General features: G+C 63.0%; 18 protein-coding genes and 3 tRNA genes. 3 read left to right on the top strand and 18 right to left on the bottom strand.

Going from position 1 to position 24,577, the window contains the following annotated elements:
- Positions 1-157 precede the first annotated feature (157 nt).
- The 3 genes from ACPEES_RS18405 to ACPEES_RS18395 form a co-directional block, all read right to left on the bottom strand.
- Positions 158-232 (bottom strand) — tRNA-Thr (locus tag ACPEES_RS18405).
- Positions 233-268: 36 nt separating this feature from the next.
- Positions 269-342 (bottom strand) — tRNA-Gly (locus tag ACPEES_RS18400).
- A 35-nt stretch (positions 343-377) separates the two neighbouring features.
- A tRNA-Tyr gene (locus tag ACPEES_RS18395) sits at positions 378-462 on the bottom strand.
- Positions 463-568: 106 nt separating this feature from the next.
- Here ACPEES_RS18395 and ACPEES_RS18390 point away from each other — a divergent pair.
- Positions 569-1,702, top strand: a complete 1,134-nt coding sequence (locus tag ACPEES_RS18390) for a PQQ-dependent sugar dehydrogenase (RefSeq protein WP_435105051.1) — start codon at positions 569-571, stop codon at positions 1,700-1,702.
- A gap of 11 nt (positions 1,703-1,713) precedes the next feature.
- Here ACPEES_RS18390 and wecB read toward each other — a convergent pair whose 3' ends face one another.
- From wecB to ACPEES_RS18365, 5 genes are all read right to left on the bottom strand, one after another.
- Positions 1,714-2,862 carry a non-hydrolyzing UDP-N-acetylglucosamine 2-epimerase gene (gene wecB, locus ACPEES_RS18385; RefSeq protein ID WP_435105050.1) on the bottom strand — a complete coding sequence of 383 codons (1,149 nt, stop codon included), beginning with the start codon at positions 2,860-2,862 and terminating at the stop codon, positions 1,714-1,716.
- A 126-nt stretch (positions 2,863-2,988) separates the two neighbouring features.
- A complete protein-coding gene (gene prsR / locus ACPEES_RS18380; protein ID WP_435105049.1) occupies positions 2,989-4,353 on the bottom strand; it encodes a PEP-CTERM-box response regulator transcription factor in 1,365 nt (454 codons plus the stop codon).
- Positions 4,354-4,433: 80 nt separating this feature from the next.
- Positions 4,434-5,702 (bottom strand): ExeA family protein, encoded by a 1,269-nt coding sequence (locus ACPEES_RS18375; protein ID WP_435105047.1) that lies wholly within the window; start codon positions 5,700-5,702, stop codon positions 4,434-4,436.
- Positions 5,703-6,835: 1,133 nt separating this feature from the next.
- On the bottom strand, positions 6,836-7,888 hold the full coding sequence (locus ACPEES_RS18370; RefSeq protein ID WP_435105046.1) for a glycosyltransferase: 1,053 nt from the start codon (positions 7,886-7,888) through the stop codon (positions 6,836-6,838).
- Positions 7,889-7,893: 5 nt separating this feature from the next.
- The gene (locus ACPEES_RS18365) at positions 7,894-8,883 is read right to left on the bottom strand and encodes a glycosyltransferase family 2 protein (protein WP_435105045.1); all 990 of its coding nucleotides are present in this window, start codon (positions 8,881-8,883) and stop codon (positions 7,894-7,896) included.
- Between the two features lie 898 nt (positions 8,884-9,781).
- On the opposite strand from ACPEES_RS18365, the gene ACPEES_RS18360 reads away from it, so the two are divergent.
- Both ACPEES_RS18360 and ACPEES_RS18355 read left to right on the top strand, forming a co-directional pair.
- Complete coding sequence (locus ACPEES_RS18360; protein ID WP_435105044.1) at positions 9,782-11,176, top strand: pectate lyase family protein; 1,395 nt, start codon at positions 9,782-9,784, stop codon at positions 11,174-11,176.
- Between the two features lie 247 nt (positions 11,177-11,423).
- Positions 11,424-12,320 (top strand): sulfotransferase domain-containing protein, encoded by an 897-nt coding sequence (locus ACPEES_RS18355; protein WP_435105042.1) that lies wholly within the window; start codon positions 11,424-11,426, stop codon positions 12,318-12,320.
- Between the two features lie 95 nt (positions 12,321-12,415).
- Here the strand turns inward: ACPEES_RS18355 and ACPEES_RS18350 are convergent, their stop codons facing one another.
- The 10 genes from ACPEES_RS18350 to ACPEES_RS18305 are packed head-to-tail and all read right to left on the bottom strand — an operon-like array spanning position 12,416 to position 24,544.
- Positions 12,416-13,147: a class I SAM-dependent methyltransferase gene (locus ACPEES_RS18350; RefSeq protein ID WP_435105041.1), complete on the bottom strand. Its 732-nt coding sequence runs from the start codon at positions 13,145-13,147 to the stop codon at positions 12,416-12,418.
- 47 nt (positions 13,148-13,194) lie between these two features.
- A complete protein-coding gene (locus tag ACPEES_RS18345; protein ID WP_435105040.1) occupies positions 13,195-14,400 on the bottom strand; it encodes a glycosyltransferase family 4 protein in 1,206 nt (401 codons plus the stop codon).
- Positions 14,390-15,349 (bottom strand): sulfotransferase, encoded by a 960-nt coding sequence (locus ACPEES_RS18340; protein ID WP_435105039.1) that lies wholly within the window; start codon positions 15,347-15,349, stop codon positions 14,390-14,392. Before ACPEES_RS18340 ends, ACPEES_RS18345 begins: the two co-directional genes overlap by 11 nt.
- Before the next feature lie 42 nt (positions 15,350-15,391).
- Positions 15,392-16,585, bottom strand: coding sequence for a glycosyltransferase (locus ACPEES_RS18335; protein WP_435105038.1), 1,194 nt, complete (start codon positions 16,583-16,585; stop codon positions 15,392-15,394).
- Positions 16,586-16,628: 43 nt separating this feature from the next.
- The gene (asnB, locus tag ACPEES_RS18330; RefSeq protein WP_435105037.1) at positions 16,629-18,575 is read right to left on the bottom strand and encodes an asparagine synthase (glutamine-hydrolyzing); all 1,947 of its coding nucleotides are present in this window, start codon (positions 18,573-18,575) and stop codon (positions 16,629-16,631) included.
- A gap of 34 nt (positions 18,576-18,609) precedes the next feature.
- Positions 18,610-19,476 (bottom strand): class I SAM-dependent methyltransferase, encoded by an 867-nt coding sequence (locus ACPEES_RS18325; protein WP_435105035.1) that lies wholly within the window; start codon positions 19,474-19,476, stop codon positions 18,610-18,612.
- Between the two features lie 41 nt (positions 19,477-19,517).
- Positions 19,518-20,681 carry a glycosyltransferase family 4 protein gene (locus ACPEES_RS18320; RefSeq protein ID WP_435105034.1) on the bottom strand — a complete coding sequence of 388 codons (1,164 nt, stop codon included), beginning with the start codon at positions 20,679-20,681 and terminating at the stop codon, positions 19,518-19,520.
- A complete protein-coding gene (locus ACPEES_RS18315) occupies positions 20,665-21,285 on the bottom strand; it encodes a hypothetical protein (protein WP_435105033.1) in 621 nt (206 codons plus the stop codon). The genes ACPEES_RS18320 and ACPEES_RS18315 overlap by 17 nt, the downstream gene beginning before the upstream one ends.
- A gap of 56 nt (positions 21,286-21,341) precedes the next feature.
- A complete protein-coding gene (locus ACPEES_RS18310) occupies positions 21,342-22,811 on the bottom strand; it encodes an oligosaccharide flippase family protein (protein ID WP_435105032.1) in 1,470 nt (489 codons plus the stop codon).
- Entirely contained in the window at positions 22,808-24,544 is a 1,737-nt protein-coding gene (locus tag ACPEES_RS18305; RefSeq protein ID WP_435105031.1) for a glycosyltransferase family 39 protein, read from the bottom strand. Before ACPEES_RS18305 ends, ACPEES_RS18310 begins: the two co-directional genes overlap by 4 nt.
- Between the last annotated feature and the right edge of the window lie 33 nt (positions 24,545-24,577).

The raw sequence follows: 24,577 nt of genomic DNA, 5'->3' as shown, positions 1-24,577 counted from the left end.
TTGCCGTGGTCAACGTGACCAATCGTCCCCACGTTCACGTGCGGCTTCGTGCGCTCAAACTTCTCCTTGGACACGGCGTTGTCTCCCGTTCGTTCTCGAGCTGACTACCAGCGGGCGTCGGAATAATAACCAGGGGCCATTCGGCAAGACTTGAAGATGGAGCCCATGACCGGATTTGAACCGGTGACCTCGTCCTTACCAAGGACGTGCTCTACCCCTGAGCTACATGGGCCAGGTCACTCTGCACTCCCGACACGGGAGCCCAAACTGGAGCGGGTGATGGGAATCGAACCCACGTCATCAGCTTGGAAGGCTGAGGTTCTACCATTGAACTACACCCGCGTAGAACCGGCGCGCCGCTCCCGCGCTATCTTGTCTGGTGGAGGGAGGAGGATTCGAACCTCCGAAGGCTGTGCCAGCAGATTTACAGTCTGCCCCCGTTGGCCGCTTGGGTATCCCTCCGGATAACTTGTATGCCGCGATCCGCGCCGAGGCTGCGATCATCGCGTCAGGTCGCGAAATTCTACATACTGCGGGGCGTGCGTCAAGCCCTCTGACAGGGGAGATTATGGCGACCATCTCGATACAGCGGCACGGCGGACCGGTCGGGCTCGTCATGTTCATCGGCCTCGCGCTCCTCGCCAATGCCTGTAACGGTGCCGACGAGGGGCGACTCACGCGGATCGAACTCCCCGCGGGCTTCGATATCGGGGTGTTCGCACCGAGCGTCCCCGGGGCCCGCAGCATGACCCTCGGCGACGAGGGCACGGTATTCGTCGGCAGCCGCGGCGCCGGTAACGTCTACGCGCTGCAGGACCGCGATGGCGACGGCCGCAGCGATGCCCAGGTGCGCCTGATCGAGGGCGCCGAGAAGTCTCCCAACGGCGTGGCATTCGTCGACGGCGATCTCTACGTCGCGCTCATCGACCGCATCGTTCGCCTGGCCGATATCGAATCGCGACTCGACGAGCCACCGCAACCGGAACCGGTCACCGAACTGCCCGATTACGGCCACCACGGCTGGCGATACCTGGCAGCAGGGCCGCAGGGCGCCCTTTACGTGGCGCTCGGCGCCCCCTGCAACGTCTGCGAGGAATACGGCCAGCTACGCCGGGTCGACCCCGCGACGGGCGAGCAAACGATAATCGCCCGCGGGGTGCGCAATTCCGTCGGTTTCGACTGGCACCCGGAGTCCGGGCAACTCTGGTTCACGGACAATGGCCGCGACCTTCTCGGCGACAATCGCCCGCCGGACGAGCTCAATCGTCTCACCACCGCGGGACAGCACTTCGGCTTCCCGTACTGTCACGGCGGCGATCTCCCGGACCCGGATTACGGCAACGCCGGCGTGTGCGCGGATTACGTGCCACCGATCCAGAAGCTGGGCCCACACGTCGCCGCTCTCGGCATGCGCTTCTACGACGGCGACGCCTTCCCCGAGCGCTACCGCGGACACATCTACATTGCCGAGCACGGCTCGTGGAACCGGAGCGAGCGCATCGGCTACCGCGTCATGCGGGTCGACCCACACGCGGCGCTCGCCGGGGAAGGCGACGCGTACATGCCCTTCGCCTCGGGCTGGCTGCTCGACAACGGCGACATATGGGGACGCCCGGTGGACGTACAGGTGATGCCAGACGGCGCGCTGCTCGTCTCCGATGACTACCGCGGCGCGATCTACCGCATCAACGCCACCCCCTGAGCGCAGGCGCCTCAGGCCACATCACGATAGCGCGCCGCGAGCCAACGCTGCAGAACCTCTGCGATACGCGTAGCCGCCCTGCCGTCCCAGCCGGCAGGAATCCGGCCTCGCTTGCCGTGATCCGCCAGCACCGCGGCCACGCCGTCGCGGATTGCGCCGGTGTCGGTACCCACCACGGTGTTCGTACCCTCGGTGACGGTCACCGGCCGCTCGGTGTTCTCCCGCAGCGTGAAACAGGGAATGCCGAGAGCTGTACTCTCTTCCTGCAGGCCACCGGAATCGGTCAATACCAGGCGCGCCTGACGCAGCAATCCCAGCATGCGGCGATAGTCCACCGGCGGTAGAACGTGGAGCCCGGGCCGGTCGAGCTGCGGCATGAGGTTCATCGCCTCGAGCTGCGCATGGGTTCGCGGATGCAAAGGCCATACGAGGGGCAACTGATCGCTGCAGTCAACGAGCGCGTCGAGGAGTCGGGCGAGGACCACCGGATCGTCCACATTGGAAGGCCGATGCAGGGTCACCAGCCCGTACGCGGGCGGCGGCGCACGGCCGGACTCGGCCAGGGTATCCGCGGCCGGCACGGCCAACGGCAAGCAACGATGAAGCGAGTCGATCATCACGTTGCCAACGAAATAGACATGCGCGGCATCGACGCCCTCGCGCACGAGATTGTCACCGGCTGCCACTTCCGTGGTGAACAGCAACTCGGCGATCTGATCGGTAAGCACCCGGTTGACCTCTTCGGGCATACGCCGGTCGAAACTGCGCAAGCCCGCCTCCACATGAATCACCGGCACACCGAGCTTGGCGGCAACCAGGGCACAGGCGAGTGTGGAGTTGACGTCCCCCACCACGAGCACGGCCGACGGCGCCTCCGCGGCGATCACCGGCTCGAACCGCCGCATTATTTCCGCGGTCTGCACGGCATGACTGCCGCCGCCGACCTCGAGACACACCGCCGGATGCGGCAGGTCCAGTGCCCGGAAGTGCTGCTCATTCATCGAGACGTCGTAGTGCTGCCCGGTGTGGACCAGACGATAGGGAATCGATGACGGCGCGTTCGCGAAGGCATCCAGCAACGGCGCCATCTTCATGAAATTTGGCCGCGCCCCCACCACACAGAGCACGGGGCCAAGCCGATGAGCCACCGATACCGCCATTTCTTCGGCCCTCCCCGGGGAACACCCCCTTTTGTCGAAGGCGCATCGATTACACGCCACTACCCGCGCCGCAGCTCACGCTGCCACCCGGCACAACCATTGATCACGCGCCCGTGCGCGTTTCCTTTACTCGCACCCCGCCCTCATGCCGAACTTGTTGAGCAGCGCGTACACGGTTGGCCGGCTCACGCCGAGCAGCTCCGCAGCGCGCACAATGTTGCCGTTCGCCAACCCCAGAGCTCGGGCCACGGTGGCGCGCTCCGCCTCATTGCGCGCATCGCGTAACCGCAATGGACGACCGGCGCCGTCGTCGGCGGCGTCGAGCCCCAGATGGGATGCGCTCACCTCCCGGTCTTCAGCAAGAATCACCGCACGGCGCACAACGTTCTCCAGCTCGCGGACGTTGCCCGGCCACGCGTACGCATCGATCGCGGCGAGAGCGTCCACAGTGAAACCGGTCACCACACGGCCATCGCTGCGGGCGTACTGGCGCAGAAGTGTATGGGCGAGCAAAGCGGCATCCCCCGAGCGTTCGCGCAGCGGCGGTATCCGCACAGAGATCTCGCAGAGGCGGTAGTAGAGATCCTCGCGAAACGTGCCGGCGGCGATCATTGCTTCGAGGTCATCGTGCGTGGCAGCGACCACGCGCACGTCCACGGGGATTTCCCCCCGGCCGCCGAGCCGCTCGACCACACGCTCCTGGAGAAAACGCAGGAGCTTACCCTGGAGCGGCAGCGGCAGATCCGCCACCTCATCGAGAAACAGCGTACCGCCGTCAGCGTACTCGATCCGGCCGGTGTTCCGCCGTATAGCCCCGGTAAACGCGCCGCGCTCGTAACCGAACAGCTCGCTCTCGAGCAGGCTCTCGGGAATGGAGGCGCAGTTGATCGCCACGAAACGGCGGTCCGCCCGCGGGCCGAGCGCGTGCAGGGCACGGGCGAGCACTTCCTTGCCAGTGCCGCTCTCTCCGAGAAGCAACACCGTCGCGCTGACCCGAGCGAGGCGCTCGATCAGACGACAGACCTCGAGCATCGCCGGCGACGTGGCGATGATGCCCGGCAAAGGGGTAAGGGAGGCACGCACCAGCCGACGATTCTCTTCCTCGATCTGGTAGAGCTTGCGGGCGCGCGCGACAACCTGCCTGACCGCGTCGATCTCCAGAGGCTTCTCACAGAAGTCGTAGGCACCGTCATCAACGGCCTTGAGCGCATACTCACGTTCATCGCCGGCAGCAATGACCACCACTTTGGCCCTGGGCCAGCGCCGGAGCATCTCGCCGAGCGCGGCGCCCCCCTGTTCCGCACCCCCTCGGCCCGCGGGCAGACCGAGATCGAACAACACGACCGGTGGTTCGACGGCGCGCATGGTCTCCGTCGCCTCCGCCGGACCATTGGCCGACAACACCCGATACCCCCGTAAACACCGGCGCAACTGGTTGCACAAGTCAGCGTCGTTCTCGACAACCAGCAAAGGCTCGTCGCTCTTGGCCATCTGCCACCTCCGGGAACGGCTCTGTCCGCAACCCGCCCGCGCACCCGACACCCGTGACCCAGCGCCTCCTGCCTGCGCCCTCAGCCCGGATGCACAGTGCGTTCGGCACCCGGCACGCGACGTTCAGGTTCCGCCCCGCGCTGCAACTCGACGGCCCCGGGCAGACTCAGCCACCCGGGCACCTTGAAGCTCTCCCATCCGTTACCCGCGACGTTGCCGTTGACCGCCCACCACACACCTCCTCCACCGAGGAGAACGACCAGCACCGCCGCGAGCACCCATTGGACCGGGTGATGAAAGCGCAACCCCGAACGCGGCACCGCGCCACCAGCTCGAGGACCGCCACCACCGACAGAGACCGCCCCCGCAGCCGGCCCCGACCGAGACGGCGGAGCACGCCGCGGGGGTGCTGACGACCGCGCGCGCGGCGGTGACCTCGGCGCCGGTCGTGACGGCCCGGCTGGCGACGGCGCCACGCCACTGGCCGCTCTCGCAGGGGCCATCATCCAGTCCACATCGCAACCCGAGGGCAACAGATGGTCATCGCGAAGCTCGTCCAGCACGGCACGCATGTCCTCGGGCCCGAGCGCCAGCCGTGCCTCCACGAACCCGTGCATGCACAACCGTGACATCACGTGGTTGACGCGACGCGGAATACCGCCGGTGGCACGGTTGATCACGCCGTAGAGCCGGGCGTCGATAGCAGGCTTCCCCGGCCGCCAGCCGACGAGCCGCAAACGATGCTCCACGTAGGCGTGCGTCTCTTCGACGGTCAACGGCTCGAGCCGGCAGGCGGCAATCAAACGCTGCTGAAGCTGCTCGAGCGACGGCCGCTGGAGTAACTCGCGCAGCTTCGGCTGCCCCAGGAGGAACACCTGGAGCAGCGGACGGTCTCCGTCCTGGAAATTGGTGAGCGAGCGCAGCTCCTCCAGCGACTCCTCGGAGAGCCCCTGGGCCTCATCGACGATCAACACCGAACGCCGACCCTCACGGCTCACGGCCTCGAGGTGACGGACCGACTCGCGCAGCAATGTGGCCTGGTCCAGGCCGCGGGCGTCTATGCCAAGCTCGTAGGCCAACAGACGCACCAGCTCACCGCCGGTCAGGCGCCCGGTGAGCAACCGTATGACGTTTATCCCGCTGAGATCGTATTCCGCGAGGAGATACTCGAGCAGCGTCGTCTTCCCCGAGCCGGGCTCCCCCGTGACCACGACGAAGCCTTCCGCACGCTGGATACCGTACTCCAGGTAGGCACGCGCCTTGCGAAAACTGCGATGCACGAAACAGAACCGGGAATCCGGCGTCAACCGGAAGGGATCACCCTGGAAGCCGTAGAACTCCTCGTACATGATCCGTACCTGCCCTAACGTGCCCTACAACCCCGGCGCGCCTTGCCCACAGCGGCGACACGGCAACCTGAACGCACACCCGTGCCACACCACCCTTCACCCGGGTGGTGCGATACCACGGTTCCCCGCCGGACGCCCCTTGATGCGACGACCATGAAAGCCGGCCACGCCCCTGCGTGGCAGCGATACACAACCGCCAGGATTACAGCCACCTAGACCCCCACCCCGTCCGCCACGACACGGGAGCGGTTAACCACTCCGGATTCGCGATCTCTTGATCATTGATCACTTCTATTTGCTGTGTCTCACGTCACATTTTTAAACATTCAATCCAAGAATAGACGAGTACGGTTGGCTTACAAGGCGGAGGCAGCACTCTGGTCGACAGGCGGCAACTCAAACGGGCGTGACGCCCGCAAGGCATCGCCTCATGTGGTGATTGCACTGCCTGACCCGACTCCACCGGAAGCCGGACATGCGGGGCAGGAAGGCGACGTTCGGCGCCTTTCGCGCCAATAGTCATCGGCTCGAGCGGACGAGCAGGCCGTTGCAGCCCGATACAGACACGTCACGCGCGATCCACCGTTATCGCGGCTCCGGTCCCCGGGACGGGGAAATCGTCTTTCTGACCATGCCGGAAGGCTCGCTCAGGCGCGATTGGCTATCGTACGCATGGACCACGAAATGCCACGTAGCCGGCGTCAGCCCCTTCACCATGTGGGTGCAGCGCAACACCTGTCCGCACGTGACGGTACGATCGGTCGCAGCACAATCAGCCCCCTGGAGCGGGATACGCCTGGCCCGGGTCAACCGGTCCGGATCGGTTCCCCAACGCACCAGAAACCCTGCCAGGTCACTCAGACAGGCCCCGTCAGTGCGGGCTCTGGGCGCATCCCAGGACAACCTGGCATCCCCGGTTGCCACTCGCGGCGGCGCACCTACGGGCTCCTCGGGAAACCGGGTCGGGACCCCGGCCTCGTCCGGCGTATCCGTAACATCCGGAAGCGGGGCGCAGCTCGCCAATACGGCCAATGACAGCCCGATTGCGATTGCCCGCCAGGACCGGCCTTCTTCAGCTTCGAGCAACGACCACCTCGCGGCTCCGTGACGCTGCTGCACCCATTACAATGTAATCATTCCCGTGACACCGCCCACGTCGAAACGCTCGTAGTGCCGGCACGGCTATCCGCGTCCTCGAGTGACGGTATATCCCGCTCGTCGCGCTCGGCATCGGAATCGACGATCGCCTCGATCGCATACTCCTGCAGGTGACGGGCGTGCGTGAAGATGATGAGCTCGCCGATCAGTCCCATCGCGAAGATCTGGACTCCCAGAACCACCAACAGGGAACTGAGCAGCAAGGCGGGACGATCCGCCAGTGCGACATCGAGAAACAGTCGCTCGAAGACCAGGTAGACGACGTACAAGCCCCCGAAACCCGCCGTGACGGTGCCCAGCAGGCCGAAGAACCGCATCGGTTTCCGGGTGAACCGCACCAGGAAGAAAACCGTCAGCAGATCCAGCACGCGCCGCACATAGATGCCAGGGGCATACACGCGGCGGAAGCGATCGAGTTTCGACTGCCGGAGGTCGACCTCGGTCACCCGAAACCCCTGATGCGTCGCGAGCACGGGCAGGAAGCGATGCTGATCTCCATAGAGCATGACCTCATCACAAACCCGACGTCGCAAGCCACGCACGTTGCAACCGAGGTCATGAAAGCTCGCACGGGTCAGAAACCAGACCAGAAAGAAAAAGAGCCGGGTCTGTAGACGGTTGACCAGCGAGTCCTGCCGCGGCCAGCGGCGCCCGGTGACCATATCGGCCGACATCAGCCCGGCCACAACCTTGGGCAGATCCGACGGATCGACCTGATAAAAGGCCGGAAGCGTGATGATCGCATCGGAATGACAGTGCCGGAAGCCGATCGATAGCGCCGTCGCCTCACCGAACCGCCGGCCCAGGCTGATTATCCGAATCGGCTCACCACGGGCCTGGAGCGCTTGCAGCGATTGCTGGACCGCCGCGTGCTGGCCGTCGATGACGTAAATGAACTCGAGCTCGGCGTTCAGCGACGATAGCGCGCGGCGGTAGTCCTCATAGAGGGCCTCCGGGGCGTCGTACCTGTCCGATACCGGAATGACAACGGACACGCTGCCGAATGACTGTTCCCGACCGTCTGCCATGGCCCTCACCCCCGATTTCCGTCGACAGCCGCGTCGATTTCCGGTTGCCGAACCTTTGCCGTTACCAGTGCCGTCGACCACATCGACGCATGCGCGGTCCGGGAGACGAGCTCCCCGATCGCGCCTCCGAAAAACAGGAAAATCGCAAGCGCACAGAACAAAACACCGCTACCCGCCACTGGCAGAGAAAAGTCGCCGCCACCGGCGATCGCGCTCAGCAGTGAATACACCAGCAGGGCGAGGCCTGCCGTCGCGGCCGGCAATGCCAGCGCACAGAACCAGACCATTGGCTGATAGGCGAAAGAGATCAGCGTTTTGATCACGAGCAGGTCCAAAAGCACTTTATAGACCCGCGACAATCCGTATTTCGACTCACCGAATCTGCGCGCGTGATGCCTCACTTTTATCTCGGCAATACGCGACCCCACCGTGGACGACATGGCGGGTATGAACCGGTGCATTTCCGAGTACAGCGGGACGGCCTTTATGACGGAGCTGCGGTATGCTTTGAGCGAACACCCGTTGTCCTTAATGGGGACGCCCGTAACCTTGCCAATAAGCCAGTTGGCTATTCGCGAAGGTACTTTTCGGGACAGGAGCTTGTCCTGGCGTTCGTGGCGCCACCCCACGACGATGTCGTAACCTTCGTCGATTTTCTCGAGAAAGCGTGGAATATCCACCGGATCGTTCTGCAGGTCGCCATCCATGGTGACGACGATGCGTCCGCTCGCTTCCTGGATCCCCGCCTCCATGGCCGGCGTCTGGCCGTAATTGCGCCGCAGCTTGATGGCACGCACGCGCCCATCCCGGCGAGCGATCTCGATGGCACGCTCCAGGCTCCGATCCCGGCTCCCGTCGTCGACGAGGAGGATCTCGTAATTGAGCCCGGTCGGCTCCAGCGCGCCGATAAGCGCTTCGTGCAAAGGTGCCACGCTGTCCTCTTCGTTGAAGACCGGCACCACAACCGACAGGTCCACTGTTGCCCGGCGCGCCATATGGCCACAGCTCCTTAACCGTTGATTATTCGCCCCGATATGCCCACTGCCGACCTTACGCGTCTTGTGTGACACAATTCACACAAAACATGAGCATTACTTCCTTTTAAATATAGAACAAACTCCGTCGCAGTGTTGGTATGAACATAACCGCTCATCCCCCAGGTGCAGCCGACGCCCCGAGCGTCACCCCGTGCGGGCACCCGTCGACGCCGCACCTATCGGGCGAGTGCCGGATGAGCCTTCACGCCACCGCTTCGGCGGGACCGTACGCGGACGGACGTTTCGCCCCCTTCCGGGAGGACGGCTCGATACCCTCACCGGCTTGCCCTGCCCCGGGGGCTCGCTGCTCGTCGGACCGGCATGACCGGGGGCGCGAGGACGCAGGCGGGTGCACACACCTCTGCGGTGCGGTCGCCCCACGTGAGGCCCTGTCTCACGCCTTCCCCAGGGCACGAACCGGCAACGAACCCCGAGTCATTCGGGGTCTTGTGTCGGCTCCCCCGAATTCGTGCCGTGCCGCTTCGCACCAGCCAAAACGCCCCCGACGGAATCCTCCATGTCGCCAAATGACAACACAAATGATTGACCCAATTAATTTTTCTGGGATGGCTTTCACACGTACCGGGGTGATGCCCGTCACATACGTCTCAATGGCGGCCGGTATAATGCGCGCCGTGGACTCGTCACAGACCACAATCGGATTATCGTCCACGCCAAATCATATGCAGAGAAGCATATTCGCGTGCCGGCAATCAGGAGCTGACGCTAGTGCATTAACCAACAAGAGAAACGACGTCCGCGGCGAAAAGGATGGCGCCCGCCCTTCTGAAAATTTCCTGCGACAACAGGATGCGGCACACGCCCATTGACTCCATTTTCAACCTGGAGGGCATTGATGGCCATTCCCAAAATAAGTTTCGGGCACCGGCTCAAGCAGTTCTCCCTCGGTATCGCTTGCCTGCTGATCCCCTTATCCGAAGCCTTCGCTCTGCCCGTCGTTCCCGGCGCTGCAGGCTTCGGCATGGACACACCGGCAGGTCGCGGCGGCGCCATTTACCGCGTCACGAACCTGAACGACTCGGGGTCGGGATCCCTCAAGGAGTGTATCGACGGCGCAGGGGCGCGCGTGTGCGTCTTCGAAGTCTCGGGAACGATTCACCTGAGCGAGAAGCTCAAGATTCGCAACCCCTACTTGACCATCGCGGGGCAGACAGCGCCCTCGCCCGGCATTACCATTCGGGGCGCCGGCCTGAAGGTCATGGCAAACCACGTGCTCATCCAGCACCTGCGCTTTCGCACGGGCGATGACCCGGACGGACCGGACCCGGACCGGCGGAACCCGATCGGTATCGCTCACCCTGACAACGACCTGACGGATATCGTTATCGACCACAACTCGTTTAGCTGGTCCATCGATCAGCTGGCGAATACCTGGCTGGATGCGGGTGACGTTACGTTCCGGGCTAACATCTTCTCGGAGGCGCTCGACGACTCGCTACACTCGAAAGGAGCGCACAGCAAGGGCCCTCTGTTCGGACCTTCCTCGAAAACCCGCATCACGATGGTGGACAACCTGTTCGCACACGCCGCCGAGCGCAACCCGCTGTCACGCGTGGCCGAGCTCGTTTTCGTCAACAACGTCGTCTACAACTGGAAGTACAAGGGCACGGATTTGCAGGGCGATGACGGCATCGTCACCCTGAACAGCCTGGTCGGCAACTACTACAAGGCGGGCGTAGACACCTCAGGTTCCGCCATCAAGATGCGCGGCCGCGGCAGCAGCCTCGACATGACGCCGGGCTCCAAGGTATACGTCGAAGACAACATCACCCCGAGCTATGACGGCCAGGACCCCTGGTCCGCGGTGGATATCGGCTCTAGCCTGGACAGCACGTACAAGGCCTCCTCGCCGCCGACGTGGAACTCGGGCCTGAACGCGCGCTCGTCCTCCGAAGCCTTCGACTGGGTGGTCGCCAATGCCGGTGCCCGGCCAGCCGACCGGGACAGTGTGGACCAGCGCATTGCCGACGAGGTGGTCAATGGCAAGGGACACATCATCGACAGCCAGTCGGAGGTCGGTGGCTGGCCGGATCTCGCGAAGAACCAGCGTATCCTGAGCCTCCCGTCCAACCCCGGCGGTGACAGCGACGGCGACGGCTACACCAATCTCGAAGAGTGGCTGCACGAGTATGCCGCCAAGGTCGAAGGCCGAAGCACCACGGACGACGGCACGACCACGACTGACGAGCCAGCGGCACCGAACCCGCCGACGAACATCACGGTTCAGTAGGCGCATAGCGGCCGGGAGGCATCGCCCTCCCGGCCGATCTCCAAACCCCACCTCACGTCTCTCCGGGCTACGTCACCCCGACAGCCGCTCTCATCGCCCGAGAAACGCCCGTCACGTTCCTGGACCGACAGCGGTCGACGGGCAAGCGCGGAAATATCTATTAGTCTCTTCTGATAGAGAGCCTGCCAACCGCTTTCACGGAGCGCGGTCAGTGCTCACCACCACACGCCGTCCGGGAGACTGCAGCATGAGGATTCAGCGCCTGTTCGACCGGCAACGCAGAGCGGTCTTCCTGTCTGACGCCAGGAAATGTGTCGTACAACCGTTCAAGCAACGCCGCCGGGCGGCACCGGTCTTTCTCTTCGGCACTCAGAGATCGGGTACGTCGATGATCATGTATGCATTTCACATGCACCCTGACACGACGGTTTTCGACGAACACAGAAATAGCGTCGCCTTCAAGGACTTCCAGATACGAGATTTCAAGAAAATCGACGGACTTATTCAAACGTCGAGGACCGCGTTCTGCTGCTTCAAACCCATATGTGACAGCCACAGAATCCACGATTTCCTGACGCATTTCCCGGCATGCAAAGCGATATGGGCTTACCGGGATTTCAGACCTGTCGCACTGTCCCGACTCAAGAAATTCGGGAATGCAACGAAAGCCATTCGCCAGGTATGCACAGGCAGTGGCAATGGCGGTTGGTTCGAGGACGGGTTGTCGCCTTACACACTGGAGGTCTTGCGCGACATATACTCGCAAAAACTTTCCGATATGGACCTTTCCTGCCTCGTATGGTGGGCGAGAAACCAGATTTTCGTGGAAAAGCGTCTCAGTGAGTCAGACCGAATCACTATCGTGAACTACGAAACACTCGCCCGAAGCCCGGAGAGCGAACTGGCCTGGGTCTTCTCACGCCTGGGGCTGGATCAGAGCGGGCGGTGCGCTCGTTTCATCAATGCGTCTTCGATCACATCGCCGAGCATTACGCTAACCCCTGCCGTCGAGGCGCTTTGCGAACAAACGCTCGAACACCTTCACGCCGCGTACCACCGGCAACGTGGGGCATGTACTACCGGCGACACCGCGCCAGCGGCGTCACAGAGCGCACTTGATAGAGTCGTGCCACCTTCATCGTGAATGTCGTCTATCGCCCCGACTGGGCTTCTCAGCGCCATTGGCGTTGCCAGCACAAATCAGGACGCAAGCCTCTGCAAACGCGGGTCACGATCACATCAGACAATGCCGGTTGCCGCGCGGTCGGCCCCGATGGATGCGTCCGTGACGATGCGCCGTTTTCTGATGACATACGTGAGCCCCGAGTGGCTCGCCGCGAGACGGCCCATGCTCAAGGTGCCAATCAGCCTCGCTGCCGCACGTTCGACACGGGCACCTGCCGTCTGTTTGGTGAGAAACGTTGCCATCCCGTACTCCCCGAGAATATCCAGATCATTCACAAGGCAGAATTCACGAATGCCCTCTGGCGATAGCACTTTATCGTAGACAGTCGGGTACGGCCCATACCCCGGAACGCCGGACTGGTTACGCCCGTCCAGTAACCGCCGATAAAGCACGTGGAACCATAGTGGCGTGTGTCGGGTCACGAACCCGAACACTGAACGCCTGTCAGGGACTCTTATGATGATCAGACCATCCGATTTCACCCAACGAACGAAATTGGACAACACTTCCTGCACGCCGTCGATATGCTCCAGGACAAAGGAACAGAAAATGACGTAGTATTCCTCATCGGGAATATCAATGACACGCAGATCACCGACCATGGCGTCATCCAGGTCCTTTGTCTCATCCATACGGATTTTCAATGCGTCCTCGTCAACGTCAATACCCACCAGCGTGTATTTCAGATCGTCCAGATCCAGCAACCACCGCCGTCCGCAGCCCGCCTCGAGTATCTTCATATGCGGGTGCGATGCCCCGTAGTTCCTGACGACCCGGGAGAGCAACCGCAACTCCTCCTCTCGCGAAGTGATGACCTCCAGATTCGGTCATTTCATGATCTGCCCCCTTTGGACGGTTTCGAACGTCTCTCGGTGCCTACCGCCATGGCCGCCCGATAGCGCACTTCTATGGCTCCCGTAACCGCGCCCGCCTCATACAGGCGCCACGCCGTCTGTCGATTGCACTCACCGATTCTGCGACGCACGTCATCGTCCATGAGCACCGCCTCTAGCGCCGAACAAATGGTCTCAGCGGTAATGGCCTCGAGCACGACGCCGTTGACGCCATTCTCCAGGATGTGGGGAATACCGCCCACGCTCGAGGCAACCACCGGAAGCCCCACGGCCATGGCTTCGAGCAACGCCACAGGGCAGCCCTCGGGGTGGTAGGTAGGCAGGACGAACACGTCTGAGGCGGCAAGCCAATGCGCCTTTTCGGACCCGGAAACGAAGCCGGGACATTGAACGACGTCTTCCAGCCCCAGGTCCCGGACCCGTGCGCGGACGGCGTCGAGCTCCGGACCGTCACCGGCTATCACCAGCTCAACCGACGGGAGCCTGCGATGCAGCAGGACGAAGGCGTCCAGCAGCTCGTGAACGCCCTTTGCCAGCACGACACGAGCGAGGAACAGAACGCGCCTGGGGGCATTCGGAGCGCGAGCGACGTGCCGGACACATCGCTCGAGCTCCGCGCCATCGAACATCGTGGTTATAACCTCCACGTTCGCCGGTTTGACGCCGAGGCCGATCAGGCGCTGCTTGAACGACTCCGCGAGCACGAAGACGTGACTCGTACGACCATAGGTGGCGCGAAACATCCGCCGCCGCCACCACGAACGGCCAATCCAGTCAGCCACCTGTGGATCCCAGCCGTGAAAGAACACCACCGCCGTGCGCAGTCCGCCAAAGCGCGCGACCGCCAGGAACAGGCCATCCCTGACGACGGCGCGATAGGCCATGGACGGATTGACGTGCAGAAGGTCATAGCGGCCCAACCACGCACGCACCACCAGACGCAGGCAATCGGCGAGCGGCCGCACCGCTGCCTGCACGCTCCACCGATCGGTGCCGCGGCGGCCGATTACCATGGTCTCGGCACACGTCCTGGCGGAAAGGTGCTCGAGCTGGGTTCGCAGGAACTGGCCGACACCGCCGGCAAGGCTCGGGTCCGGGACCAGCAGCAGAACCTTCAACGGACGCTCACCCGCGTCACCTGCCTGCGCGGGTACCGCACCGTCCAGTCCAGGGTCAAATACCATCGATCGCGTTCCTCGGGTTCCTGGGCGTGAACGTGTCATAACCGAATATCGCCATCTCCCGGCTCAAGAGCGTCTCTATTAGACGGCGGGAGGGGCGATCCAGATACTCGCGCCAGGTATCGACGGCGCCGACATCAAATCCCGTGCTCTCGTCCTTGCGAAACGACGAGTCTTTTCCCGGAGGCTGATACATGTCAGCCATCACCTCGATCCCGAGGAAATCGCACAGCAACGGGACGCTCTCGCAAGGCCTGGCGATCAGGTCCTCGAAGCGGGAAAGGTAATAGGCAGGGTTCGCGGCGTTCCGACGGTGCACCCGCGCGGCCAGTCGATACTGGTGCACCAGGTAGGCGAGTCGTCCGGACCGTGCGGCGGCCTGCTGACGCCAGTTTCCCCGGCACACGCGCACATCACGCGCGATCATCGATGAATAGATGGCCCTCGGGTCGCGCACGAGATGAATGACGCTGGCCCCGGGGAACCACTCCAGGAGGGTCGGCACCCGGCTGATATCCACGGGAAATTTGTCCGCGGGCCTCGATTTGCCGGCGACACGCGCGTGCTCTTCCAGCAGTACGCGCATCACCCGCGCCGGCTTAGTGGCGCCTGTCGAGAGGCGCCGAACCAGGGTGTCCCGGTTCAAATCCGTTATCCGCTGCTCCAGCGACCCCGAAGAACGCGGCTGCCAGAACGTACCGTTCAGTGGCGCGGAGAACATCTCGTTGACGAGCGCCCCGGGGGAAGACGCCTCCAGCCGGGTCCCCGGCCGACGCTGCACGGTGGTGACGAAATCACGGCGAATGAACCGGGGCGCGAGGTAGTGAAGCTCGTTGACGATATCGACTTCCGAGAGCCGGTTGAGCACGGTCATGTAAATCTTCGACCCGGTTCGGGCAACGCCGACAATGAATACGAACCGCGAATCCGGTATTTGCCCTGCAGCGCTCATTGGCCGTTCACACCCTTCAGTCGCCTGGTCCCGTGGAAAGCGTCATGAAATCGCCATGGCCGGTATGTCGCGGTGGTCGAATACCCACTGCTCGTAATCCCTGAGCATCCGCTTGAACGAAAAGCGTTCGCACACGCGCGCCCTGGCCGCGCGGCCCAGGCAATCCCGGTATGTCGCGTCCGATTCCAGTGCGTGCAGCGAGCGAATCAGGGCCTCTACATCACCGGCGGGGTAGATCAGGCCACTGGCGCCATCGACGACCATTTCCCTCGCTCCACCGATGTCGGTGAGCACGACGGGCCTTGCCATCGCCATCGCCTCCAGCGCCGCGTTCGAGAACGTCTCGACAGCAACCGACGGCAACACGAATGCATCCATGGCTGAGAGGAAGGGCCTGACATCCTCGCTTGGTCCGACGAACCGGGTGACCTCGGCAACGCCCCGTTGCCGGGCGTAGCGCTCGAGCTCGCGCCGACAGGGCCCGTCACCGACCAACAGGACGCGCACCGTCAACCCGCGGCGACGCATCTCACATGCGGCCGTGATGAGGTCGGCATGACCTTTTTCGGGGCGCATGGCACCGACGGTACCCAGAACAAAATCGTCTGTGCGGAACCCGAGCTCCCGTCGCACTGCCTGCGCACACGCCGAATCGCCCCCGGGGGCGAAATGATCGGTATCGATGCCGTTGAATACGCTCACGCAACGATCAGGACTCAGCCGATAGGCCCTGACCCAAGTCGCCGCCTGGGATTCGCTCCCGAACACGACCCGTGTGCTGCGCCTGAGCAGGGGCGCGTAGATGCGCATGAACGCCCGATCGCGCGCGCTGCGGTGAATCGTGGTATTCACGAGGGCGACGACGGCCGGCTTGGTGGCAACAATGCGCGCGGCGAGATGAGCGTATACCAGCGGGTGGAGGTTGACCGCGACGATCCGGCCGATTCCGTGCGCCGCGGCATACTTCGCCAATCGCATCACGGCGCTGGGCGAGAATTTCCCCTGTCGATGGAGCGGTATCACGGGAATTGCAGGGTCAAGGCGCGCTCGCAGACAATCGGGGCCATTGAGGTAGGCGATGTGAACGGGTGTCCCCGCTCGGTACAGCGCGTTCGCGATGGCGACGACCTTCGTTTCCGACCCGCCGACGGTGAGTGAGTTCAGCAACAGCAGGGCGCCACCGGGCCGTCGACCCGACGCACCGGATCCACGGGAATACCCGGTCACAGGCGGCATCCTCCCCGACACGAGCCCTGCGGCCAGCAAGCCGCCGCGATGCTCATCGCCGTGACAGCCATGATTGAAACATTAGTACGTTCCATAGCTGGTGTTGCCAGTCGTGGGTACCGGCGAGATGCTGATGCCAGGTCCGGCGCACCACCACCGGATCGAGGTATCCCTGCGCCGCAAGCAACCGCTCATCCAGCAGGTCTTCCGCCCAATCGCGAAGTCCGCCCCGGAGCCACGTGGACAGCGGTATCGAGAAGCCCTTCTTGTCCCGGGCAATCAGGTGTTGCGGAAGCCGGCGCGCCAGGAGCCGACGAAGTATGCGCTTGCCGCCCGTGCGGTCGACTTTCATGGTCAGAGGCAGCCGCCAGGCGAATTCCACTACGTTGTGGTCGAGCATGGGAACGCGGGCCTCCAGGCTCACGGCCATGCTGGCTCGATCGACTTTCGTGAGAATGTCGTCGGGCAGGTAGGCCAGAGAATCGCGGAACATGGCGCGGTGCTCGAATTCAAGGGGCACATCCGGGTCGTCCATGCCGCCGAATACCGTTTCCGGCTCCACGCCACCGCGAACCACCGACACCGGGTCGCGCCATTGCGATATGAAGCGCTGTCGATACAGCACGTCCGGGCTGGGTATGGCAAGCGTCTCTGCAAGCCCTCTGAGCTTGCGGCCCGGTAGCGGAAACCGATTCCCCAATACCGCCGACAGTGAACCGTTACCGGACAGCTCACACGTCGAGGGCTCACCGGGACGCAGACAATTCGCCAGGGCACCGCGCACCCCCGCCGGCACCATGCTAAGCGCACGCCACCGGCGCGAGGCCAGGTGATAGCGCCGGTAACCACAGAAGAGCTCGTCACCGCCATCGCCGCTCAACGCCACGGTGACGGACTTCCGGGCAAGGCGGGAGACGAGAAAGGTAGGGATCTGCGACGAGTCACCGAACGGCTCGTCGAACATCGTGCCCAGGCTCGGGATGACATCCAGCGCGTCCGCGGCGGAAAGGTACGCCTGCGTGTGATCGGTGCCCAGATGCTCGGCAACCGATTTCGCCCGTCGCGCCTCATCGAAACCGGACTCGTGAAAGCCAATGGTAAACGTGCGCACGGGGCTGTCGCTTGCCGCCTGCATAAGAGCGACGACCGCACTCGAGTCGAGACCGCCCGACAGAAATGCACCTAGCGGTACATCCGAAATCAGCCTGACTTTGACCGCCTCCGCCAGCAGCTCTTCGAGGGTATCGAGAGCCTCTTCTTCGGTACCGGTGAATGGGTCTTCGTAGCCACGCCTGACAGCGTCCGCAAGCGACCAGTAAGGGGATGGCCGGGAGGTCACGCCGGTTTCGTGCACGTTCACGCTCAATGTGTGCCCCGGCGGAAGCTTGCTGAGCCCTTCATAGATGGACAATGGCGCCGGGATATAGCCATGTCTGAGAAACAGAGTCAGCGCGCGCCGATCCACAGGCTGGTCGAATTCCGGCAGAGCCCTCAGCGCGGAGAGGTTGGAGCCGAAGACGAAACAGCCACGCACGCTGCCGTAGTACAATGGTTTGATGCCGAGCCGGTCCCGGGCGAGATGCAGCACCCCGGACGCACGGTCCAGAAGCGCAAACGCGAACATGCCCCGAAGCCGCGGCACGGTCTCCCGAAACCCCCACGCTTCGACAGCGGCCAGCAGCACTTCCGTATCCGAATGCCCACGGAATTGCCAGCCTTGCGCCTCCAGCTCCCGCCTGAGGTCGACGTGGTTATAGATTTCGCCGTTGTAGACAACCACGAAACGCCCCCTCGCGGAGTGCATCGGCTGCGCCCCCAATGGCGAGAGATCGAGAATCGACAGCCGGCGATGCCCCAGCGCCACCCCCAGCGCGGAATCCAGCCAGATACCTTCGTCATCGGGTCCACGATTCTCGAGCGGGTCGAGCATCCGCTGTACCGTCGCTTCCGCGAGCGGCACGCGGGAGGCCCCTGTCAGGAAACCGACCAGACCGCACATGGCGATGCCTCCGTATGGACCCGTTACCCGTGGTTCAGACGTTACTGGCGGACGTTTGCTCAGGCGATTCCACCGTTACGCCACGAGCGAAAACCAGCTCGTTGCACCCCAGGCCACCACCGCGGGTGGTAAGCCGTGTCAACGTAAATCCCTTTTCGCGCACGTGGTGGAAAAGGGCTTCGGGCTTGGCCACCTCGAATGGATAGCCGCCAAGCCAGTCGATCCAATCGGTCCACAGGGACATGCCGCGGTTCCTTCGATAGTCGCGATACCGGCGCATGGGGCTGCGTCCGTGCAACACGTCCGCCAATGCACGCTTGCCGGCGAATGCGGGCAGAAACAGCGCCTTGACCGCGACCTCGCCCAGCGGCCCGCTGACGTAGATGCGCTTCACAGCCGCCCAACGCCGCGAGGTCGGCCCCTGGTCGTTATATATCGCGATGAAAAGCTGCCCCCCGACACGAACCCGGTCGATTGTCGCGTCGATCGCCTCCCACATGCGCCCTGTGTGGTGAAGCACGCCCCAGGAGTAAACGACGTCGAACGTGCCCAGGGATTCCATGAATGACGTATCCAGCACGTTTCCCTGAGTGACCGACCATTGCCGGTCATCGCCGCAATATCTGCCCCGAAGGTCGCGGGTGCATTCCACGGATTGGTCGTCGTAGTCGAATGACACGACTTCGGCACCGAGCCTCCGGGCAGCGAGGCTCGACAAGCCGCTCCCGCAGCCTACGTCCAGAAACCGGCACCCGCGGAGGCTCTCCCGACCCAGCATGTCGGCAAGCGCCACTTCTGCGGTATGGATGTGTGCCTCGGAGATCTTCCCGACGAAGTTCTTCCAGTTCGCACCGAAGCGGAAACGGGGCTGGTCATATCCGGAGCTCATCGTTGCAGGCATCGGGCATCTCCTTCGGTGATCGGCCGCGCCGGATCCCCGTCTCAAAGAAGCAGACGTTCGGTCAATGCAATCCGGGCGCCCACATTCAGATCCGCGAACACCCGTTCGTAACAGGCCAGAATGCCCTCCGGTGCATGGTTGTCATTGAAATAGCGAACGATGTCGCCGACATCGCAGGCCGAACCATCGAGCAGGTCGCCGAAGCACCGACCGAGGTCCCACTCTGTCGCTGCCACTGCGCCGAGACCGCACCGCACGATGAGATTGTCCGGGTCCACGTAGGACAGGACCGGCACGCCCCTCGACCACGCCTGGAGAAACGTGTTCGGAAATCCTTCATAGCGCGATGTGTTAACCAGCAGTTTCGCCCGCTCGAAATAGGCTTCCGTTTCCTGAAACGTCCTATAGCCGAGGAACTCGAGGTTCGCCACGCCTTCCGCCTCGCGGCGAACACGATCGAAATAAGGCTTCGTTCCCGCCAGCGGCCCTCCGATCATGACGAACCGCTCGTCCGGAAAGGCTTTCGCCAGGCGGAGGAAATGTTCCGGCTGCTTGAGCTCACGGAACATGGAAACCCATAGGATCAGCTCCCGCCGGTCGCACGGGGATGGCAACGCCCTGGCATGCCAGACGTTGCGGATGACACGCGCCGGCAACCCGAAGTGGCGGGAGAGAACTTCCGCCTGATGGTTCGATTGCACCACGATCGCGTCCGCACGCCGCAGCCCATGCTGGTAAAGCCATCGATCGCGCATTCTCGGAAGGCTCGGCAGGAGGGGGTCGACATTCGCATCGGAGGCGGTAGCGAAAACGAACCGTCTCCCGTGACGCCGGCAGAACCGGGCTACCAGGCCCGGCAGGTAGCCCGCTCCGCGCACGTAGTAAACGTCCGCGTCCGCACGCGCCAGCGCCTGCCACAGCTTCGGCACCCGCGGGTAGAAGAAGCGCAGCCCGGGGATGCCCGCCTCTTCCCGATAGCTCTTGATGATCGTCGCACCGTTGACCCGCTCCCTGTCCGGCTGACCATGGTCCAGCGTTACGTAGGTAATCTCCATGCCGGTTGCAGCGAAAACGTTGCCCAGAATGGTCTGCTGCAGCTCGGCACCCCCGATTCTGGAAACGCCCGAATCCGGACAGATGGTCGAGTAGATTGCCGGCGCAACGAAGCAGATACGCGGCGCCCGTACGCTAGCCTCGGGGGCCATTTCCCGCCTCCCCGTTCCTGGCCGCGATTCGCTGCGATTCACCGTCGATCGCCTCGACGGTGCCCAGCGCTCTATGCCCGAGCGCAGTCGAGGTCAGCGTCCCGGGCTGCATCCGCAACCGCCGCGCCCCCTTGAGCGACAGCCGCAAACGATCCCGGACCGTCGCTACGCCCGCCCGGGTGGCACTGGACGGGCAACAGCCATACGCGAGCTCCGAGTAATGCCGCATCAGATTCACGATCAGAGCCTGTTCACCCACGGCGCACTCGCAATTCACGAGGTAACGAGGTGTGGCAATCGGGTTGTTTTCGATGGAACGCCGGTCGACCGCCGGCACACCGGTGGCAATGAGAAACAGGCCGCGCGATCCGGTCACGCCCTTACGCACCCGCTCACGGGCCCCCGGAAACCGGCCCCGGAGCACCGCTCCACCCTCGCGACCGGTCGCGAGCCTGAGCACGATGATGGCAGGCAGCGTTTTGCGCCAGCTCTCGCCCCAGGCCCGGGAACGAAAGTCTTCAACCGAAAGACCGGGCTCTGACTCGCACCGGATACACTGGATTCGCCCCTTGTCGCTACGCCCATCAAGCAGATTCAGTTCCATCGTCGACCCCTGCGCCCGCGCGTCTCAAACCACCCCGGTGGCAAAGCACGCAACCTCTACGCGTGGCGACGCACCAGACGGTGGCGCAATGTCCCCACGACCCGACCGGTCAGCCTGTCGATCTCCGTGATACCCATCGCCCTGACACTGGCGGCGTAGACCAAGCCGAACATCATTCCGAATACCGCCAGCTCGACCGTGCGCGGCCATTCGGTCAGCGCCGCCCCGGCGAAAACGACCCCGGACATCATCGCCATCGCGACGATCCGCCCGATCTCCCCCCACGGACAGAGCCTCGCGAACGCCACCCCCGCCACGTCCACCAACCGCCACCCGAGATACAGCTCTATGAGGAACTGGGTCACCAGCAATGCGATCGCCGGCCCCAGCAACCCCCAGTAATGAACGAACACCATCATCAAGCCGATATTAATTGCCAGCGATATGCACCGGCTGGCGAGAATGGTGCGAGTTCTTCCAAGCGCACGCAGAGGCAAGCCGAAATCCACGCAATCCTTGAGCATTGCCAGCGAAAAAACCTGGAGAACCGGCGCCGCAGCCCGATAGGAATCGGAGAAAAGCACGACGACAATACTCTCTGCGCTCGCCACGATGAACACGATGAGCGGCGCAAGGAGAAAAGTGTAGACGATGGTTGTTCTTTGCCAGAGCCGCAACGTCTCACCGGATCCGTTGACACCTTTTTCCGACATTCTGGGGAACACGGCATCCCCCACGGAGCTGCGGCACAAATTCAACAAAGGCGCCGTATAGGTCCCGATAACATACAACGCGAGCACTGACGGACCCAGCGCCAGAGAGACAAAAAGCTGGCCGACGTACTTGTTCAACGCATCAGCGCCATTAGAAAATCCCAGCGGTACGAAGAACCTGAGTTGCTCGGCCATGGTTCTCCTGGACACGGCGAGCGTCAGCAGGCGATTTTTCGACAAGTACACCAGGACAGCCGTGAAACGAGCCGCTTCCACGAATATCAGCGTCCAGACTATAGCCTGGAGATCGGCAACCCATACGGCGACGACAACAACCGATCCGACACGAACGACAAGCCGCACACACCCGTAAACGAAAACATGGAATGACTGCCCCTTGGCCAACCAGTAGTGAATAACGAAATCCAGGTTCAAAAGGAAAAACACATACACGAGAAGCTCGGCCATGTAGGGATACTCGACCATCGCCGAGACACCGGACGCGACGATAATCAACCCGACTCCGACGAAGTAGACAGCAAGCGTGAACACCACGCTTTGAGACACGAAAACACGCTCATTGCCCGGATCGCGCGGAATCAGATATGTAAGACTCTGGCCAATCGCGAACCGGAGCAATTCGGTAAGCAACACACCATATAGTATGAACTCCCGGTATTGCCCGAACAGCTCAACCGGCAATACACGAGTCAGAATGATCGGACTGATCAGAAGAATCGCGTAATTGCTCGCACGCCCGAACGCAAGGATCAGGCTGCGATTCAAGAGGGACGACACCGTTGCCGTGCTCATCGCCCCAAACCCGCTAGCGGATCCCTTGTTCGGGGGGCCTCCGCGTGGCGCGTGGATTTCGGAAAGGGCGGAAACCGCCAGATACGAGTCACCGCATCACGACCGGTATAGATGACCTCATTATCGAAATCCCGAAACTGCCTGATGATCGCCTCACCGAGGCGGTAATCGCGGCCCTGGTAGCCCTCCGCCTCGCCTATCACGTACACGGCTCCCCGCCCCGGGCGGCTGAGAATCTCACGGAATGTGTCACCGTCGGCGATTACGCGTGTACCCGTGTACCAGTCCACGAGCGCTTCGCCATTGCGGCGAAGGAACGGCCTCGCGTCCCGCATGTGTCTTAGCCAGTAGTCCACCCGGCCGAGGTAGTACGTTTGCTGGAGGACGTCCTCGGCGATGACGATATCCGCCGGACCAATGGCGAGTTGCTGCATGAACGCCGCGGCGCCCTTGTGATCTGGATGATGGGCATAGGTTCGGGACATGGCTTCGGGAAGCTGGGCCGGGTGCACAAGCAAAGCGACGGCCACCACAGCACTGACGACCCGCCATGAATGCGCGCCTTTCCCCATCGTACCCCGTGTCACCACGATCGCTTGAAAGGACTGCGCCGCCGCGAGGAAGCAGAGCGCGAAGAACGGTACGAATCCGATGGTATAACGCGGCGGCACGTTCCATTCGAAAAACCCGATACCGACCAGCGGTACCCAAACGGCGAGCACGAAGAACAGAACGTGCGCCGGCAGGTAGGCGCCACGAATGAACCGGACTACCAGAAACAGCAGCACGACGGCGTATGCGAGAACCGCCGCAGGGAAATAATAAGCAAAACGGAAATAGGGGACCGGTGAAGGAAGGATGATGAGATACTTGACGACTTCCTTCAGCGACTGGCCGTCGCCACCGGCCATCAGTGCTGTCCCTTGCGCCGCGAGTATCATCGCGAGAGCCACCGCCGTGCCTGCCAGCGTCTGCCACCAACCGCCGGTACGCAAAAGGAGCGCTGCGGCCACCGCGTATGTCAGCGCCACCAGATGATAGCTAGCCGCAACAGCACATAGCAGCGACAGTATCAGCAGCGCCGTCGCACCGAAGACCAGCGGCTTCGTGTGCGGCCGTTCAGAACCGTTTCGTACCCTCGAAACGATCCAGTAAATCCCGAACGCCGCAATACCGATGCTGATCGCGACAGAAGGCCAGCCCAGGGACAACGTCTCTGGCGTGAGACCTCCCGTTTCCGCCAGTTGGCGGTCGTCCAGCCGGCCGAAGTCATAATTCATCGCGTGCCAGGTGCGCACGAGATAAAACGCCAACACCGAACCGCAACAGACCACCAGTGCCTGAATCAGGCGCCGAGGACCGGGGCGCGTCACCAGGGGATAGGCTGCGACAGGAACGGCGAAGATGGCCAGCGGGTGAAACTCCAGAGCGATCACCATAATGGCCAACGCCCCCAGCGCCGCTCTCCAGGAGCCCGTCGACTCCCAGCGAAAAACCGCCAGTGCGAACGCCATGGCCGCCGCGATATAGAAGATGTACATCCTCGCCGTTTGTGAAACCTCGATCAATGCGGGCGTGAACGCTATGACGGCGACGAAAGCAACATTGTAGGTCGGTGTCAGAAATCGCCTCCCCAGGGAGAATGCCAGCAGCGTGCTCACTACGCCCACCAAGGCGGACGGCAACCGCATCGCCCACTCGGATTCGCCAAATATGCCCACGGCTCCCGCCATGAGGTAAAGCTGCGTGAGCGCCCGTGGATAGAG

The sequence above is a fragment of the Arhodomonas sp. AD133 genome, from assembly GCF_051195215.1.
GTDB lineage: Bacteria > Pseudomonadota > Gammaproteobacteria > Nitrococcales > Nitrococcaceae > Arhodomonas.
Note: the sequence above shows the minus strand (reverse complement) of the source record. Positions and strands in the feature narration are given on the sequence as shown.